The organism is Aurantimonas coralicida DSM 14790 (assembly GCF_000421645.1).
GTDB lineage: Bacteria > Pseudomonadota > Alphaproteobacteria > Rhizobiales > Rhizobiaceae > Aurantimonas > Aurantimonas coralicida.
The window spans coordinates 46471-61359 of the sequence record NZ_ATXK01000011.1 but is presented as its reverse complement, the minus strand read 5'-3'; the positions used below and the strand labels follow the sequence as shown (position 1 = coordinate 61359).

Sequence of the window (14889 nt, the reverse complement as noted above, 5' to 3'; positions counted from 1 at the left end):
CAACGGCGAGGATCGCCATGCGTCGTTCCGCCACAGAATGCCGCAGGGGGGTATTCGTTCCGTGCCCGGCTATCGACAGGCGAACGGGTGACGGCGTCGTCGCCTCCGGCCGGCGATGACCCCATGACCGGCGCCGCCAGAGTGTCCGCCGCAGGGCCGGCTTCGATCGTCCCGACGTTCCGCAGGGGCCGCGAAACTTGACATTGGCGGCCGGTCGGTGTTTCTGCAGACGCAAATCCGCGACATCTGTCCGCGACCCGCCGACCGTGCCCCTCTCGCAAGAGCCGCACGGAGGTCAACATCCGCCAGCGAGTTTCGCCCGCGGATGCGATCCTGCTTTGAGCATTGCCCATCCGGCAGTGGCTTGAGCACAGGCGGGTTTGCAGTTCGGATCGAAGCGAACCACCTTCCGGCTCTGTTCGGAAGGCCGGGAAGGAAGCACGCATGTTCGATTCACTCCAGGACCGCCTCGGGTCCATCCTGAACGGCCTCACCGGCCGCGGCGCCCTGTCCGACAAGGATGTGGCGGCTGCGCTGCGCGAGGTCCGTCGGGCGCTGCTGGAGGCCGACGTCGCGCTGGAAGTGGTCCGGGACTTCACCGATCGCGTGCGCGCCAAGGCCGTCGGCGCGGAAATCCTGAAGTCGATCAGGCCCGGCCAGATGGTCGTCAAGATCGTCCATGACGAGCTGATCGCCACGCTCGGCAGCGAGCAGGTCGCCATCGACCTCAACGCGCCGGCGCCGGTCGTCCTGATGATGGTCGGCCTGCAGGGCTCGGGCAAGACGACGACCACCGGCAAGCTCGCCAAGCGTCTCACCGAGCGTCAGCGCAAGAAGGTGCTGATGGCCTCGCTCGATACGCGGCGCCCGGCGGCCCAGGAGCAGCTGCGCGTCCTCGGCGAGCAGACCGGCGTCGCCACCCTGCCGATCATCGCCGGCCAGGGCCCGGTGGAGATCGCCGCCCGCGCCAAGCAGGCGGCCAAGCTCGGCGGCTACGACCTCGTCATTCTCGATACCGCCGGCCGGACCCATATCGACGAGCCGCTGATGGTCGAGATGGCCGACATCAAGCGGACCACCGAGCCCCACGAGATCCTGCTGGTCGCTGATTCGCTGACCGGCCAGGACGCGGTGAACCTTGCCCGCTCCTTCGACGAGCGCGTCGGCATCACCGGCATCGTCCTGACCCGCGTCGACGGCGACGGCCGCGGCGGTGCGGCGCTGTCCATGCGCGCCGTCACCGGCAAGCCGATCAAGCTGATCGGTACCGGCGAGAAGATGGATGCGCTGGAGGATTTCCATCCCTCGCGCATCGCCGACCGCATTCTCGGCATGGGCGACATCGTCAGCCTCGTCGAGAAGGCCGCCGAGAACATCGACGCGGAAAAGGCCGCGGCGATGGCCAAGAAGATGCAGTCGGGGAAGTTCGACCTGAACGACCTCGCCGATCAGATCGGTCAGATGCAGAAGATGGGCGGCATGGGCGGCATGATGGGCCTGATGCCCGGCATGGGGAAGATGAAGGACCAGATGTCCGCCGCCGGCCTCGACGACAAGATGCTGAAGCGGCAGCTCGCCATCATCTCCTCGATGACCGCCAAGGAACGGGGCAATCCCGACATCCTCAAGCACAGCCGCAAGAAGCGCATTGCCGCCGGCTCGGGCACCTCGTCCGCCGAGATCAACAAGCTGCTCAAGATGCACCGCCAGATGGCCGACATGATGAAGTCCATGGGCAAGGGCAAGGGTGGCATGATGGGCAAGATGATGGGCGGCCTGGCCGGCAAGATGGGCCTCGGCGGCATGGGCGGAATGCCCGGCGGCATGCCCGACCTGTCGAAGATGGACCCCAAGGAACTGGAAGCCATGGCCAAGGCCGCGCAGAGCGGCGGCATGCCCGGCCTTCCCAAGGGACTTCCCCCCGGCATCGGCGGACCGGGCGGCATGCCCGGCGGCGGTTTCCCGGGGCTGCCGGGACTGCCGGCAAAGAAGAAGTGACGGCCATCCGGCCCGACCGAACGACCTGAACACGCACTATCGAACCGATCGGCGCGCCGCCGATCTCGAACCAAAGGACAAGACCCATGCCCCTGAAGATGCGCCTCGCCCGTGCCGGCTCCAAGAAGCGGCCCTACTACCACGTCGTCGTTGCCGACGCCCGCTCGCCGCGCGACGGTCGCTTCGTCGAGCAGCTCGGCTCGTGGAACCCGATGCTGCCGAAGGACGCCCAGCGCGTCACGCTGAACGAGGAGCGGATCAAGCATTGGCTCGCCGAGGGCGCACAGCCGACCGACCGCGTCCTGCGCTTCCTCGACCAGGCCGGCATCATGAGCCGTCCGTCCCGCGCCAACCCGACCAAGGGCCTGCCGGGCAAGAAGGCCCAGGAGCGCGAGGCCGAGCGCAAGCAGCGTGAGGAAGACGCCGCGGCCGCCGCAGCCGAGGCCGAAGCCGCCAAGAACGCGCCGGCCGAAGAGGCTCCGGCTGAGGAAGCCGCTTCCGCCGAGTAAAGCGTCAAGTAAGCTTGGCGTAGCATCATCCTTGTGCAAACGGCGCCTCTGGGCGCCGTTTGAGCAGGGCGGCATCGGAATGTTCCGGGAGCGGTCGTCCTCAGGAGGGATACTGCTTCACATGCCCGATGCAAGACTGGACCCGGCCGACGGCCTCGGAAACGGCCCCGATGGCTGGGCCGAGACTGCGATCTTCGATTTGGCCCCCGTGCCGCTGTGGATCGAGGATTACAGCGGGGTGAAGGCGCTGTTCGAGGAATGGCGCGCCGCGGGAATCATCTCGATTCGCGAGCATCTTGACGCCGATCCGTCGCGCGTCGCCGCCGCGGCACAGAGGATCCGGCTGATCGCCGTGAACCAGTGCACCCTCGACCTGTTCGAGGCGGACAATTTCCAGAACATCTGCGACAATCTCGACAAGGTCTTTTCGGGCGACATGCTCGACAGCCACAAGGAAGAGCTGATCCAGCTCTGGGAGGGGCAGACCGAGTTCGAGAGCTATGCGGTCAACTACACGCTGACCGGCAAGCGCCTCGACGTGCAGCTCAAGGCGCGGCTCCTGCCCGGCCACGAGAGCGACTGGGAACGGCTGCTGATTTCCACCGAGGACGTCACCGAGCGCGAGGACCAGCGCCGGGAACTGGCGGTCAGCGAGAGCTTTGCCCGCGGCCTGTTCGAATATTCGCCCGTCTCGCTGTGGGTCGAGGATTTCTCCGAGGTGAAGGCGCTGATCGACGATGTCCGGGAGCGCGGCATCACCGATTTCCGGACCTTCGTCGATGTCCATCCCGACTTCGTCAGCCGGTGCCTGTCCGAGATCCGCGTCATCGATGTGAACGAGCACACGCTGCAGCTGTTCGGCGCGGAGAGCCGCGACGATCTGTTGAGCCGGCTGGGCGAGGTGTTCCGCGACGCCATGGAGCAGCATTTCCGCGAGCAGCTCGTCGATCTGTGGGAGGGCAAGCTGTTCCAGCAGCGCGAGGTGGTCAATTACAGCCTCAGCGGCGACCAGCTCCATGTCCACATGCAGTTCTCGGTGTTTCCCGGGCGCGAAAGCGACTGGTCGCTGGTGCAGGTCGCCTTGACCGACATCACCGCCCGCAAGAAGGCCGAGGCCTATCTGGAATATCTCGGCAAGCACGACATCCTGACCAAGCTCTACAACCGGTCGTTCTTCGTCGACGAACTGAACCGGCTGGAGCGCAAGGGCCCGACGCCGGTGACGATCATCGTCGCCGACCTCAACGGCCTGAAGACGGTCAACGACGTGATGGGCCACGCGGCCGGCGACGCGCTGCTGCGCCGGGCCGGCGAGGTGCTGAACGAGGCGGTGCGCGAGCCCTGCCATGTGGCCCGCATCGGCGGCGACGAATTCGTGGTGATGATGCCGGCCAGCAGCGAGGAGGACGGCCTGCAGATGGCCCAGAACATCGTCGAGCTGGTCGAGGTCAACAACCAGTTCTACACCGGCGCGGAGCTGTCCTTCTCGCTGGGCGTGGCGACGGCCGAGGCCGGCGAGCGGCTGGAAGCGACGGTCAAGCGCGCCGACGCCCGCATGTACGAGGCCAAGCGCAAGCACTATGCCGACGAGAAGCGCGATCGCCGCCGCGAAGGGCAGTCGCTGGTGAACTGAGGCGGGGGTCACGCGTCTGGCGTACACCCGCTGTCGCCAAGGCGGGCGGGGCGGGCTATTGTCGCCGCCGCGTCCCACCCCGAATGAATGAGTCGTTCCCGATGCAGCAAGCGGTCCCGAGCGCACAGCGCGATCCGTCCCATGGCGAGATCGCCCATGTCTGAGACCGGCAAGCTCGAGAACCCGGTCCTTCTCGGCGTCGTCGGCGGGGCCCAGGGCATCAAGGGCGAGTGCCGCGTGCGCTCCTTCACCGCCGACCCGACCGATCTCGGCGCCTACGGGCCGCTCGTCGACGCTTCCGGCAATCGCTACACGGTGCTGTCGGCGCGGGTCGCCAAGAACGTCGTCATGGTCCGCTTCAAGGAGGTCGCCGACCGCAACCACGCCGAACGGCTGAACGGGCGCGAGCTCTTCGTCGATCGTTCGGTGCTGCCCGAGCCGGAGGACGACGACGAGTTCTATCTGGAGGATCTCGTCGGCTACACGGTCGAGACCGTCGCGGGCGAGGCCGTCGGCACGGTCATCGCGTTCCACGATTTCAACGCCGGCGACATCGTCGAGATCCGCCCGACCAAGGGGCAGACCCTGATGATCCCCTTCTCCGAGGCGGCGATCCCGGTGATCGACGCGGAGCGGCGGCTGATGGTGGTGGAGCCGGGCCCCGCCGGACTGGCGACGCCCGACGACGAGCCGGAGGACGGCGGCGAGGCCGAAGGCGGCGCCGATCGCATGGAGCGCTAGGACGGCCGCCCGGCGCGCAGTTTACTCGCACGGTCCGATTGCGTAACCACCTGCCGGTAGGCACGCCGGCGAGGGGGCCGGCTGCCGCTTTTTCGAGGGAGGACACACATGATCATCGTTTCCGGCATCCAGCGTCTCGACCCGGCCGATCTCGACCGGGTGCGCGAGGCGGCCCGCGCCGTCATCGCCGCGACCCGCGAGGAGCAGGGCTGCATCGTCTATTCTTTCGCCGAGGACATGGTCGAGCCCGGCCTTCTGCGCGTCTACGAGGAATGGGAGACCCGCGAGGACCTGGAGCGGCACGCCAAGTCCGATCATGTGGCCGCCTGGCGCGCCGCGCTGGCTTCGGTCGAGGTGCTGCACCGCGACCTGAAGATCATCGAAGCCGGCGCCGTCCAGCCGCTCGGCTGATCCGGCCATGAGCTTCCGCGCCTCCATCCTGACGCTCTATCCGGAGATGTTTCCCGGCCCGCTCGGCGTATCACTGGCGGGCCGCGCGCTGGAGCGCGGGGACTTTTCGCTGGAGACGGTGCAGATCCGCGACTTCGGCATCGGCCGTCATCGCATGGTGGACGACACGCCGTCGGGCGGGGGCGCGGGCATGGTCATGCGCAGCGACGTGGTGGCGGCCGCGCTCGACCACGCCGCGCCGGAGGCCGACACCCGGCCGCGCATCCTGATGAGCCCGCGCGGCCGGCCGCTGACCCAGGAACGGGTCCGCGAGCTGGCGGCGGGCGAGGGGGCGGTGATCGTCTGCGGCCGCTTCGAGGGCGTCGACGAGCGGGTGATCGCGGGACGCGGCCTCGAGGAAATCTCGATCGGGGACTACATCCTGTCGGGCGGCGAGGTCGGCGCGCTGGTGCTGCTCGACGCGGTGGTGCGGCTTCTGCCCGGCGTCATGGGCAATGCGGTGTCGGGCGATGCGGAGAGCTTCGAGGGCGGGCTCCTGGAGCATCCGCACTATACCCGGCCGGCCGAATGGGAGGGCCGGACGATCCCGCCGGTGCTGACCTCGGGCGATCATGGCGCCGTGGCGCGCTGGCGCCACGCCGAGGCCGAGCGGTTGACCCGCGAACGGCGGCCCGACCTCCTGCCGGGCAAGTCCCGCTAGTCGAGGCGAAAGCCGGCGGGCCGAAGCCCGCCGACGGGTCCTAGTAGACCCGCTTCTTCGGCTCGATGTAGTCGATCTGGTTCGACAGCGTGTAGGTGTGCACCGGCCGATCCTCGAGCGTGACGGTCTTGGCGACCGTGTCGCAGAAGGACAGGGTGTGCTTCATCCAGTTGGCGTCGTCGCGATCGGGGAAATCCTCGCGGGCATGGGCACCGCGCGACTCGGTGCGGTTGCGCGCCGAATCCATCGTCACCACCGCCTGGGCGATCAGATTGTCGTATTCCAGCGTCTCGATCAGGTCGGTGTTCCAGATCAGCGAGCGATCGGTGACGCGAATGTCGTCCGACGCCTTCCAGACCTCGTGGATCTTGGTGTGGCCTTCGTCGAGGATTTCGCCGGTGCGGAACACGGCGCAGTTGGACTGCATGGTGTTCTGCATGTCGGCCCGCAGTTCCGCCGTCGGCGTCGCGCCATTGGCGTAGCGGAAGCGGTCGAGGCGGGCGAGCGCGTTGTCGCCGGCGCCGGCCGGCAGGTCGGGCTGCTCTTCCGACGCGCTGACCGTCTCGGCGCAGCGAAGGCCTGCGGCCCGGCCGAAGACGACTAGGTCGATCAGCGAGTTGGAGCCGAGGCGGTTGGCGCCGTGGACCGACACGCAGCCGGCCTCACCGACGGCCATCAGGCCCGGCACGACCGTATCGGCATTGCCGTCCTTCTTGGTCAGGACTTCGCCGTGGAAGTTCGTCGGGATGCCGCCCATGTTGTAATGGACGGTCGGCAGCACCGGGATCGGCTCCTTGGTGACGTCGACGCCGGCAAAGATCCGCGCCGATTCCGAAATGCCCGGAAGCCGCTCGGCCAGCACCGCCGGATCGAGATGATCGAGGTGCAGGTGGATGTGGTCCTTGTTCTTGCCGACGCCGCGACCCTCGCGGATCTCCATGGTCATCGAGCGCGAGACGACGTCGCGCGAGGCCAGATCCTTGGCCGAGGGAGCATAGCGCTCCATGAAGCGCTCGCCCTCGGAATTGGTCAGATAGCCGCCTTCGCCGCGCGAGCCCTCGGTGATCAGGCAGCCGGCGCCGTAGATGCCGGTCGGGTGGAACTGCACGAATTCCATGTCCTGCAAAGGCAGGCCGGCGCGCAGCACCATGCCGCCGCCGTCGCCGGTGCAGGTATGGGCCGAGGTGGCGGAGAAATAGGCGCGGCCGTAGCCGCCGGTGGCCAGGATCGTCTTCTTGGCGCGGAAGCGGTGGATGGTGCCGTCATCGAGGCAGAGCGCCACGACGCCGCGGCACACACCCTCTTCGTCCATGATCAGATCGATGGCGAAATACTCGATGAAGAACTCCGAGGAGTACCGCAGCGACTGGCCGTAGAGCGTGTGCAGGATGGCGTGGCCGGTGCGGTCGGCGGCGGCGCAGGTGCGCTGCGCGGCCGGGCCCTGGCCGAATTCGGTGGTCATGCCGCCGAAGGGACGCTGGTAGATGCGGCCATCCTCGGTGCGCGAGAAGGGCACGCCGAAATGCTCGAGCTCGTAGACGGCGGCCGGCGCGTTGCGGACCAGATATTCGATGGCGTCCTGGTCGCCCAGCCAGTCCGACCCCTTGACGGTGTCGTACATGTGCCAGCGCCAGTCGTCCTTGCCCATGTTGCCGAGCGAGGCGGCGACGCCGCCCTGGGCCGCGACCGTATGCGAGCGGGTCGGGAAGACCTTGGTGATGCAGGCGGTCTTCAAGCCGGCCTGGGCCGCGCCGAGGGTGGCGCGCAGGCCGGCGCCGCCGGCGCCCACCACGACCACGTCGAAGGTGTGGTCGGTGAATTCGTAGGCCTTGCCGTTCTGGGACGGCGCCGTGCGGTGCGGCTGGCCGTTTGCGTTCGTGCCGTTCGTGGCCATGGTCAGACTCCGAAGCTCATCCGGGCGATCGCGAACAGGCTCGCGACGGCGATGGCGATGGCGAAGAAATTGTTGAGGATCAGCAGCGGCAGCTTGGTCGTGCCGTGAATGTAGTCCTCGATGATCACCTGCATGCCGAGACGCATATGGTAGGTGAAGGAGATCACGGTCAGTGCGACCAGCAGTCCCACCAGCGGATGCGCGAGGGCCGCGCGGACCTCGGCATAGGGCTGGTCGTGCAGGACGATCAGCAGGATCACGAAGCCGGTGATCAGCACCAGATTGGAGATCGCCGACAGGCGCTGCTGCCAGAAATGGCCGGTGCCCTCATGGGCGGAGCCGAGGCCGCGGACGCGGCGAAGCGAGGTTCTCATCTCAGTCATGGAAATATCCCTCAGCCGAAGACCACGATGCCGACCCACAGGATCAGCGTCAGCGCAAGCGAGGCGACGAGGGTGGCCTGGGCCAGCTTCGTCGACGTCTCCTTGCTGAGCCCGATGCCGGTGTCCCAGATCAGATGGCGGATGCCGCCGAACATGTGGTGGAGCAGCGCCCAGGTGTAGCCGAACAGGATGATGCGGCCGATGATCGAGCCGAAGAAGGCCGAGGCGTAGGAGAAGGCCTCCGGGCCGCTCGCGGCGGCGACCAGCCACCAGACGAAGAGCAGCGTGCCGACATAGAGCGCCGAACCGGTGATGCGGTGCAGGATCGACATCGCCATGGTCGGGCGGAATCGGTAGATCGAAAGATGCGGCGACAGCGGCCGCGCAGTCTTGAGGTCGGACATGGGTGCCTTCTTGTCCTCGCATTGGCCAGGCGCTGTGCGCGGGGGCCGGGTTGCCCTTCCCCTACAGCGATCGGAACGCTTCTAAAAGGCTTATCGCAATTGCGAAAGCAACCCTTTGGGCGCGGGATCGCTGGGGGCGGTTCGGCTTAATCGATTAGGCGCGGCAAGAAGGCGCGCGACGGGCGGGTCGCCGCTAGAGCCGATGCGCGCGGCGAATCAGCGCTCGGACGGATCGCGGTCGCGGAAGCGGATGACGTAGCTCGCCCAGTCGGCCGGATCGGCGACCTTTTCGTAGAGACCGCGTCCGGTGCCCGGCGTGCGCGGGGCGTGCAGCACCAGCTTCGACCAGCCGCGACCGTCGGCCTCTTCGGCGAGAAGATCGATCATCGCCTTGGCGATGCCCTTCCGGCGATGCTGGTGGTCGACATAGATATGATCGGCAAGGCCGGAACGCATGCCGGTCCACACATCCGGCAGGTCGTAGAAGATCACGAAGGCGACGAGCCGGCCATTCAGCCGCGCGCCCAGCACCTCGGCGGTGCGGTCCTGCAGCAATTGCTCGGCATAGTAAGTGTCGGGCGCGCCCGGCGGGCCGCGAAACAGCGACTGGTTATAGGCCGAGATCAGCGGCGCCAGATCGCGCGCATCGCCCAGCCGCAGGCGCTCAATGTCGATATCGGGGGCCGGAATTTCCATCCGGTCTGTGTCGACCGGAACGCGGCGGGCGTCAAGCCTGTGACGCGGGGCAGGATGCACGCGAAAGGGGCGGCCCCGTTGCCGGTACCGCCCCTTGCAGGCCTGTGGTCAAAGGCGATGCGTCGCCGCTTGGCGGCGACGCGGCTCGTTCCTAGCGCCAGTCGCGGATGTCGACGAAGTGACCGGCGATGCCTGCGGCCGCCGCCATGGACGGCGAGACCAGGTGGGTGCGGCCCTTGTAGCCCTGCCGGCCCTCGAAATTGCGGTTCGAGGTCGAGGCGCAGCGCTCGCCGGCCTCGAGCCGGTCCTCGTTCATGCCGAGGCACATGGAGCAGCCCGCCTCGCGCCATTCGAAGCCGGCATCCTTGAAGATGACGTCGAGGCCCTCTTCCTCGGCCTGCGCCTTCACCAGGCCCGAGCCCGGCACGATCATGCCCGACACGCCCTCGGCGATGCGACGGCCCTCGACGACCTTGGCGGCTTCCCGCAGATCCTCGATGCGGCCGTTGGTGCAGGAACCGATGAAGATCTTGTCGACCTTGATGTCGGTCATCTTCGTGCCCGGCGTCAGGCCCATATATTCCAGCGCGCGCTCCTTGGACTTGCGCTTGTTCTCGTTCTCGATGGCGGCCGGATCCGGCACGACGCCATCGATCGAGACGACGTCCTCGGGCGAGGAGCCCCAGGAGACGATCGGCGGCAGGTTCGCCGCGTCCAGATGCACGATCTTGTCGTAATGGGCGCCCTCGTCGGAGGCGAGGCTGCGCCAGTAGTCGACGGCCATCTGGAAGGCTTCGCCCTTGGGCGCGCGCGGACGGCCCTCGATGTAGCGATAGGTGGTCTCGTCGGGCGCGATCAGGCCGGCCCGGGCGCCGGCCTCGACCGACATGTTGCAGATCGTCATGCGACCTTCCATCGACAGGCCGCGGATCGCCTCGCCGGCATATTCGATGACGTGGCCGGTGCCGCCGGCGGTGCCGATCTGGCCGATAATCGCGAGAATGATGTCCTTCGACGTCACGCCGTCGGGCAGCGCACCATCGACCTGGACGAGCATGTTCTTCGCCTTGGACTGGATCAGCGTCTGGGTGGCGAGCACGTGCTCGACCTCGGAGGTGCCGATGCCGTGGGCGAGCGCGCCGAAGGCGCCATGGGTCGAGGTGTGGCTGTCACCGCACACGATGGTCATGCCGGGCAGGGTGAAGCCCTGCTCGGGGCCGATGATGTGGACGATGCCCTGGCGGCGATCGGCGGCGTCGTAATATTCGATGCCGAAATCGGCGGCGTTCCTGGCCAGCGCCTCGACCTGAATGCGGCTTTCCTCGTTCTTGATGCCGTTCACCCGGTCGGCGGTCGTCGGCACGTTGTGGTCGACGACGGCGAGGGTGCGCTCGGGCTGGCGGACCTTGCGGTCGGTCAGGCGCAGGCCCTCGAAGGCCTGCGGGCTGGTGACCTCGTGAACGAGATGGCGGTCGATATAGAGGAGGCAGGAGCCGTCCTCCTGCTGGGCGACGAGATGCTCGTCCCAGATCTTGTCGTAGAGGGTGCGCGGTTTGGCCTGGCTCATGGGTTGGTCCTTCTCCGGCGGGCGTTACGCTCCGGCCGGTCTGTGCATGGATGAAACGATGGGCGGGGGGCTCGCGGCCCTCGCATCCTGGCGCCTAGAGGCCGTCGGCGGCGAACAGGCGATAGAAGAAACGTCCCGGCAGCCGCGCGTGGTCGGAGAGCTTGGCGAAGCCCTCGCTGGTCGGCAGGCGTCGACGCGCCTTCATGTCCCGGATCCGATGCATGGGCACAAAATAGCGATTGCGACGGCAGGTGACAATCGGGGCGCAGTGCCCACGCCTGCGCTTTCCTGCGATGGCGGCGGGAACCGTCGCGCGCTTCGGCGATTGGCTCTTGCAAGCGGCATGTCGGGGCGCTTCGCGATCCCCGGTGCCAGAACCGAACCCGGACAAAGCCGAGCGATCATGTTCTTCGACAGTTGGTACGACCTTTTCCGCATCGTGATCGTCGGGGCGCTGGCCTATGCCGGCCTCGTCTTCCTGTTGCGGATCACCGGCAAGCGCACCCTGTCGAAGATGAACGCCTTCGACCTGGTGGTGACGGTGGCACTGGGTTCAACCTTGGCCACGGTGCTCCTGAGCAAGGACGTGACCCTGACAGAAGGGCTGGTGGCGTTCCTGCTCCTGTGCGCGCTGCAATACGGCGTGGCCAGCGCGTCGCTCTATTCGGCGCGGTTTCGCAACATGATCAAGGCCGAGCCGACGCTGCTGTTCTTTCGCGGCCGGTTTCTGGCGCCGGCCCTGCGCCACGAGCGGGTGACCAAGGACGAGGTGATCGCCGCGATGCGCTCGAGCGGCCATGCCGCCATGACCAATGTGGAGGCGGTGGTGCTGGAGACCGACGGGTCGTTCAGCGTGCTGGGCAAGGGTTCGGAGCCAGCGGACACGTTGCGCACGGTCAACGATCGCACCGACGCCTCGGAGCTGACCGCCAACGGCTGACCCGCGTCAGTCCGGGACGGCCAGCTTGCGGATGAAAGCCGGGGTGTGCCGGGCCTCGAACTCCGATTCGCGGATCAGGCCGTCAATGTGGCGGGTCAGTTCCAGCACCTGCCGCCGCTCGCGGAAGGCGAGGTAGAACTGCCCGACATAGATGATCGCCTGCAGCGGCCCGAACACGGTGACGGGTGCCGAGAACACCTTCTTCCGATCGAAGAGATAGAGCCGGAGCGAGGGGTAGAGCTCCTCGGTCAGCTGCCGCAGACGGTCGAGCTGGGCGCGGCGCTCGGCCGCCGGCAGGCCGCGTCAATAGCCTTCGCCCGCGGCAAATCCCTCCAGCGCGTCGATCGGCATGGCTATTTCGTAGTCGGTGTCGGGAGCCCGCAGATAGTCCAGCCGGTCGCGCATGTCGGCGATCGCCTGGTCGGAGGTGCGGCCGAGGAAGTCGCCATATTCGAACCGCAGCACCTCTTCCGACTTCAGCATGTCGGGCAGGGTCGCCGGCACATGGCGGATCTTGTAGCCGCGGGCTTCCTCGTGCCAGCGGAAGATCAGTTCGTCGGAGGGCGCCCGCGCGGCTTCCTCGATCCGCATCGAGGCCTGCAGCATCTCGGCCGCTCGCTCAGGGCGATCGGTCAGGCCGAGCAGCCAGTCGGACGAGACGCCAAGAGCCGAGGCCGCTTCGGCGGCGAACTGGGCATTGGGCAGCCGGCCGTCGTCGGATGACAGCAGCAGCGACACGGTGGACCTGTCGGCGCCGCTCGCCCGGGCGAGGGCGCTCTTGGTCATGCCGGTCGCGGTCATTGCGCTGGCGAGACGTTCGCGAAACAGCCGGGAGCGGTGGCGCTTGTCCATCATCCGTGAAGTTTATCACGTCTTGCGGATAAAATCTGCGAACGTGACTTCAGCCATGAGAATTCACGGAATACCCCGGACCGTGTGAGCCGGCTATGGAAAGGGGGCCGCAGGGATGGTGGAGCCACGCTCGAAGCCGTTCGTGTCCCGCCCATGACAACCGGCGACGCTGCCCGTCGCGCAGCCCCCGCCCGCACAGGAGAGATTTCAGCCATGGAAACCCGCATGCGCAGCCTGACCAAAGCCGCCTCCTGGCAAGGGCTCGGTCTGGTGACCATGTCGGCCCTTGGCTATCTCTTCACCGGATCGCTGACATCGGGCGGCATCCTGGCCGTCACCTCCGGCGGCGTCGGCTTCTGCGTCTATCTCCTGCATGAGCGCCTGTGGGCGCGGGTCCAATGGGGCTGGGACCCGGCCGGCGACGACCGTGACGACGGGCTCGGCCACGGCCGCGCCTGACCCGCCCCGGTGCCCCTGCCTGCCTTCGAATCCACGCACAAAAAAAGCGGCCCGGAGGCCGCTTTGAAATTCTGACGAAACTGTCTGCTGCCGATTACTCGGCGGCTGCGTCCTTGGCAGCCTGCTTCTCGGCCTTGGCGCGGTCGCGCTCGGCGACGGCGACCTGACGGGCCTCGTCGTTCAGCTTGCGCGCACGGACGTTGGTGGCCTCGACGATACGGGCCGACTTGCCGCGACGATCGCGCAGGTAATAGAGCTTGGCGCGACGCACCTTGCCGCGGCGCACGACCTCGACCGAATCGAGCATCGGCGAATACACAGGGAAGACGCGCTCGACGCCCTCGCCATAGGAGATCTTGCGAACGGTGAAGTTCTCCTGGATGCCGGCGCCCGAGCGCGCGATGCAGACGCCTTCATAGGCCTGCACACGGGTGCGCGTGCCTTCGGTCACCTTGACGTTCACCCGCAGCGTGTCGCCGGCGGAAAATTCGGGAATGGTGCGGATCGCGTTGATCCGTTCGGCCTCGGCGGCCTCGAGTTCAGAGATGATGTTCATGGCATAGCCTCAATTCGTTTCATGCCGGATGAGTTTGTCTCAGCCGACATGGCCGCCGGGACGGTCAAGTTATTCTGAGGAAATCGGTGGTGCCCATACAACGCTTTGGCCGGCTTGTCACTAGCTGCGAGCGAAGAACCGGTCGGAATCCGTCCCGATCCGTGCGCAAAGCGGCACAAGACGCCTCTGCCTTGTCGCTCCGCGGGGATCGTGCGAAGCCCTTGTGACGATGCCGTGCGGCCGCGCGCGCGTCGTTCCCGCTTCAGGCCACCGCTCGCCATGCCGGCATGCGGCCGGCGCTCCAAGGTCTTCTCGCATGTCCGTCCTCGTCATTGCCCTCCTGTTTCTCGCAGGCTTCGTGTCCGGTGCCATCAATGCGGTCGCCGGTGGCGGCACCTTCATCTCCTTCGGGGCGCTGACCCTGATCGGCGTGCCGTCGATCGTCGCCAATGCGACGTCGTCGATCGCCCAGCTGCCGGGCTACATCACCTCGACGCTGGCCTATCGCAAGGACTTCGCCAAGATGTGGCGCGGCGTCCTCGTCCTGGCGGTGGTCTCGGCCATCGGGTCGCTCGGCGGCGCGCTGTTCCTGCTCTACCTCAACAACGAGCAGTTCTCGGCCGTGGTGCCCTGGCTGCTGCTCGGCGCGACGGCGCTGTTTGCGGCCGGTCCCTGGCTGAAGCCGAAGCCGAAGCACCAGGACGCGGCGGCCGAGGGGCGCAATCTCGCCAGCCCGATCGTCCAGTTCTTCACCTCGATCTATGGCGGCTTCTTCGGCGCCGGCATGGGCATCATGATGCTGGCGACGCTGGGCCTCACCGAAGGCGGCGACTATCACCGGCTGAACGCCATCAAGAACCTTCTCGCCAACGTCATCGCCATCACAGCGATCATCGTCTTCGTCTCCGGCGGCGTCGTCGACTGGCCCGGCGCGCTGGCCATGATACCGGGCGTGGCTTTGGGCGGTTATGCGGGCGTCTGGGCGGCCAAGCGGGTGCCGCAGATCGCGGTGCGGCTGTTCGTCATCGCCATCGGCCTGATTCTCGCCGGCTATTATTTCTGGATCGGCTGAAACGGATCGCTCCGGGGAGGGGGCGATTCGCCATCCTGACAGGCGGGGTCAAAGGCCCTAGCTTGTCCCACGGG

17 protein-coding genes are annotated in these 14889 nt (G+C 67.2%); 9 read left to right on the top strand and 8 right to left on the bottom strand.

Annotated elements, in window-relative coordinates; translation table 11 throughout:
- Positions 1–444 precede the first annotated feature (444 nt).
- From ffh to trmD, 6 genes are all read left to right on the top strand, one after another.
- On the top strand, positions 445–1998 hold the full coding sequence (gene ffh, locus H536_RS0118515; RefSeq protein WP_009207925.1) for a signal recognition particle protein: 1554 nt from the start codon (positions 445–447) through the stop codon (positions 1996–1998).
- Positions 1999–2084: 86 nt separating this feature from the next.
- Positions 2085–2507, top strand: coding sequence for a 30S ribosomal protein S16 (rpsP, locus tag H536_RS0118510; RefSeq protein WP_009207926.1), 423 nt, complete (start codon positions 2085–2087; stop codon positions 2505–2507).
- Positions 2508–2628: 121 nt separating this feature from the next.
- Positions 2629–4140 (top strand): sensor domain-containing diguanylate cyclase, encoded by a 1512-nt coding sequence (locus tag H536_RS0118505; protein ID WP_024351865.1) that lies wholly within the window; start codon positions 2629–2631, stop codon positions 4138–4140.
- 156 nt (positions 4141–4296) lie between these two features.
- Positions 4297–4881: a ribosome maturation factor RimM gene (rimM, locus tag H536_RS0118500; protein ID WP_024351864.1), complete on the top strand. Its 585-nt coding sequence runs from the start codon at positions 4297–4299 to the stop codon at positions 4879–4881.
- Between the two features lie 108 nt (positions 4882–4989).
- Positions 4990–5292 (top strand): putative quinol monooxygenase, encoded by a 303-nt coding sequence (locus tag H536_RS0118495; protein ID WP_024351863.1) that lies wholly within the window; start codon positions 4990–4992, stop codon positions 5290–5292.
- A gap of 7 nt (positions 5293–5299) precedes the next feature.
- Entirely contained in the window at positions 5300–5992 is a 693-nt protein-coding gene (trmD, locus tag H536_RS0118490; protein WP_024351862.1) for a tRNA (guanosine(37)-N1)-methyltransferase TrmD, read from the top strand.
- Positions 5993–6032: 40 nt separating this feature from the next.
- Here the strand turns inward: trmD and sdhA are convergent, their stop codons facing one another.
- From sdhA to leuC, 5 genes are all read right to left on the bottom strand, one after another.
- Positions 6033–7886 carry a succinate dehydrogenase flavoprotein subunit gene (sdhA, locus tag H536_RS0118485; protein WP_024351861.1) on the bottom strand — a complete coding sequence of 618 codons (1854 nt, stop codon included), beginning with the start codon at positions 7884–7886 and terminating at the stop codon, positions 6033–6035.
- A gap of 2 nt (positions 7887–7888) precedes the next feature.
- On the bottom strand, positions 7889–8269 hold the full coding sequence (gene sdhD, locus H536_RS0118480; RefSeq protein ID WP_024351860.1) for a succinate dehydrogenase, hydrophobic membrane anchor protein: 381 nt from the start codon (positions 8267–8269) through the stop codon (positions 7889–7891).
- A gap of 11 nt (positions 8270–8280) precedes the next feature.
- A complete protein-coding gene (gene sdhC / locus H536_RS0118475; protein WP_024351859.1) occupies positions 8281–8673 on the bottom strand; it encodes a succinate dehydrogenase, cytochrome b556 subunit in 393 nt (130 codons plus the stop codon).
- Positions 8674–8889: 216 nt separating this feature from the next.
- Positions 8890–9369: a GNAT family N-acetyltransferase gene (locus H536_RS0118470; protein ID WP_024351858.1), complete on the bottom strand. Its 480-nt coding sequence runs from the start codon at positions 9367–9369 to the stop codon at positions 8890–8892.
- Between the two features lie 151 nt (positions 9370–9520).
- Complete coding sequence (gene leuC, locus H536_RS0118465; protein WP_024351857.1) at positions 9521–10936, bottom strand: 3-isopropylmalate dehydratase large subunit; 1416 nt, start codon at positions 10934–10936, stop codon at positions 9521–9523.
- 403 nt (positions 10937–11339) lie between these two features.
- Here leuC and H536_RS0118455 point away from each other — a divergent pair, with 403 nt between their 5' ends.
- The gene (locus H536_RS0118455) at positions 11340–11876 is read left to right on the top strand and encodes a DUF421 domain-containing protein (protein WP_024351856.1); all 537 of its coding nucleotides are present in this window, start codon (positions 11340–11342) and stop codon (positions 11874–11876) included.
- Between the two features lie 6 nt (positions 11877–11882).
- On the opposite strand, the gene H536_RS25035 is transcribed toward H536_RS0118455, so the two are convergent.
- Together H536_RS25035 and H536_RS22790 are read right to left on the bottom strand one after the other, a co-directional pair.
- On the bottom strand, positions 11883–12074 hold the full coding sequence (locus H536_RS25035; protein WP_202814825.1) for a hypothetical protein: 192 nt from the start codon (positions 12072–12074) through the stop codon (positions 11883–11885).
- A 105-nt stretch (positions 12075–12179) separates the two neighbouring features.
- Positions 12180–12731, bottom strand: a complete 552-nt coding sequence (locus H536_RS22790) for a hypothetical protein (protein ID WP_202814824.1) — start codon at positions 12729–12731, stop codon at positions 12180–12182.
- A 210-nt stretch (positions 12732–12941) separates the two neighbouring features.
- On the opposite strand from H536_RS22790, the gene H536_RS0118445 reads away from it, so the two are divergent.
- The gene (locus H536_RS0118445; protein ID WP_024351855.1) at positions 12942–13187 is read left to right on the top strand and encodes a DUF2061 domain-containing protein; all 246 of its coding nucleotides are present in this window, start codon (positions 12942–12944) and stop codon (positions 13185–13187) included.
- Positions 13188–13281: 94 nt separating this feature from the next.
- On the opposite strand, the gene rplS is transcribed toward H536_RS0118445, so the two are convergent.
- Positions 13282–13743 carry a 50S ribosomal protein L19 gene (rplS, locus tag H536_RS0118440; RefSeq protein WP_024351854.1) on the bottom strand — a complete coding sequence of 154 codons (462 nt, stop codon included), beginning with the start codon at positions 13741–13743 and terminating at the stop codon, positions 13282–13284.
- 316 nt (positions 13744–14059) lie between these two features.
- Here rplS and H536_RS0118435 point away from each other — a divergent pair, with 316 nt between their 5' ends.
- Positions 14060–14815 carry a sulfite exporter TauE/SafE family protein gene (locus tag H536_RS0118435; RefSeq protein WP_024351853.1) on the top strand — a complete coding sequence of 252 codons (756 nt, stop codon included), beginning with the start codon at positions 14060–14062 and terminating at the stop codon, positions 14813–14815.
- The last annotated feature ends 74 nt before the right edge of the window (positions 14816–14889 follow it).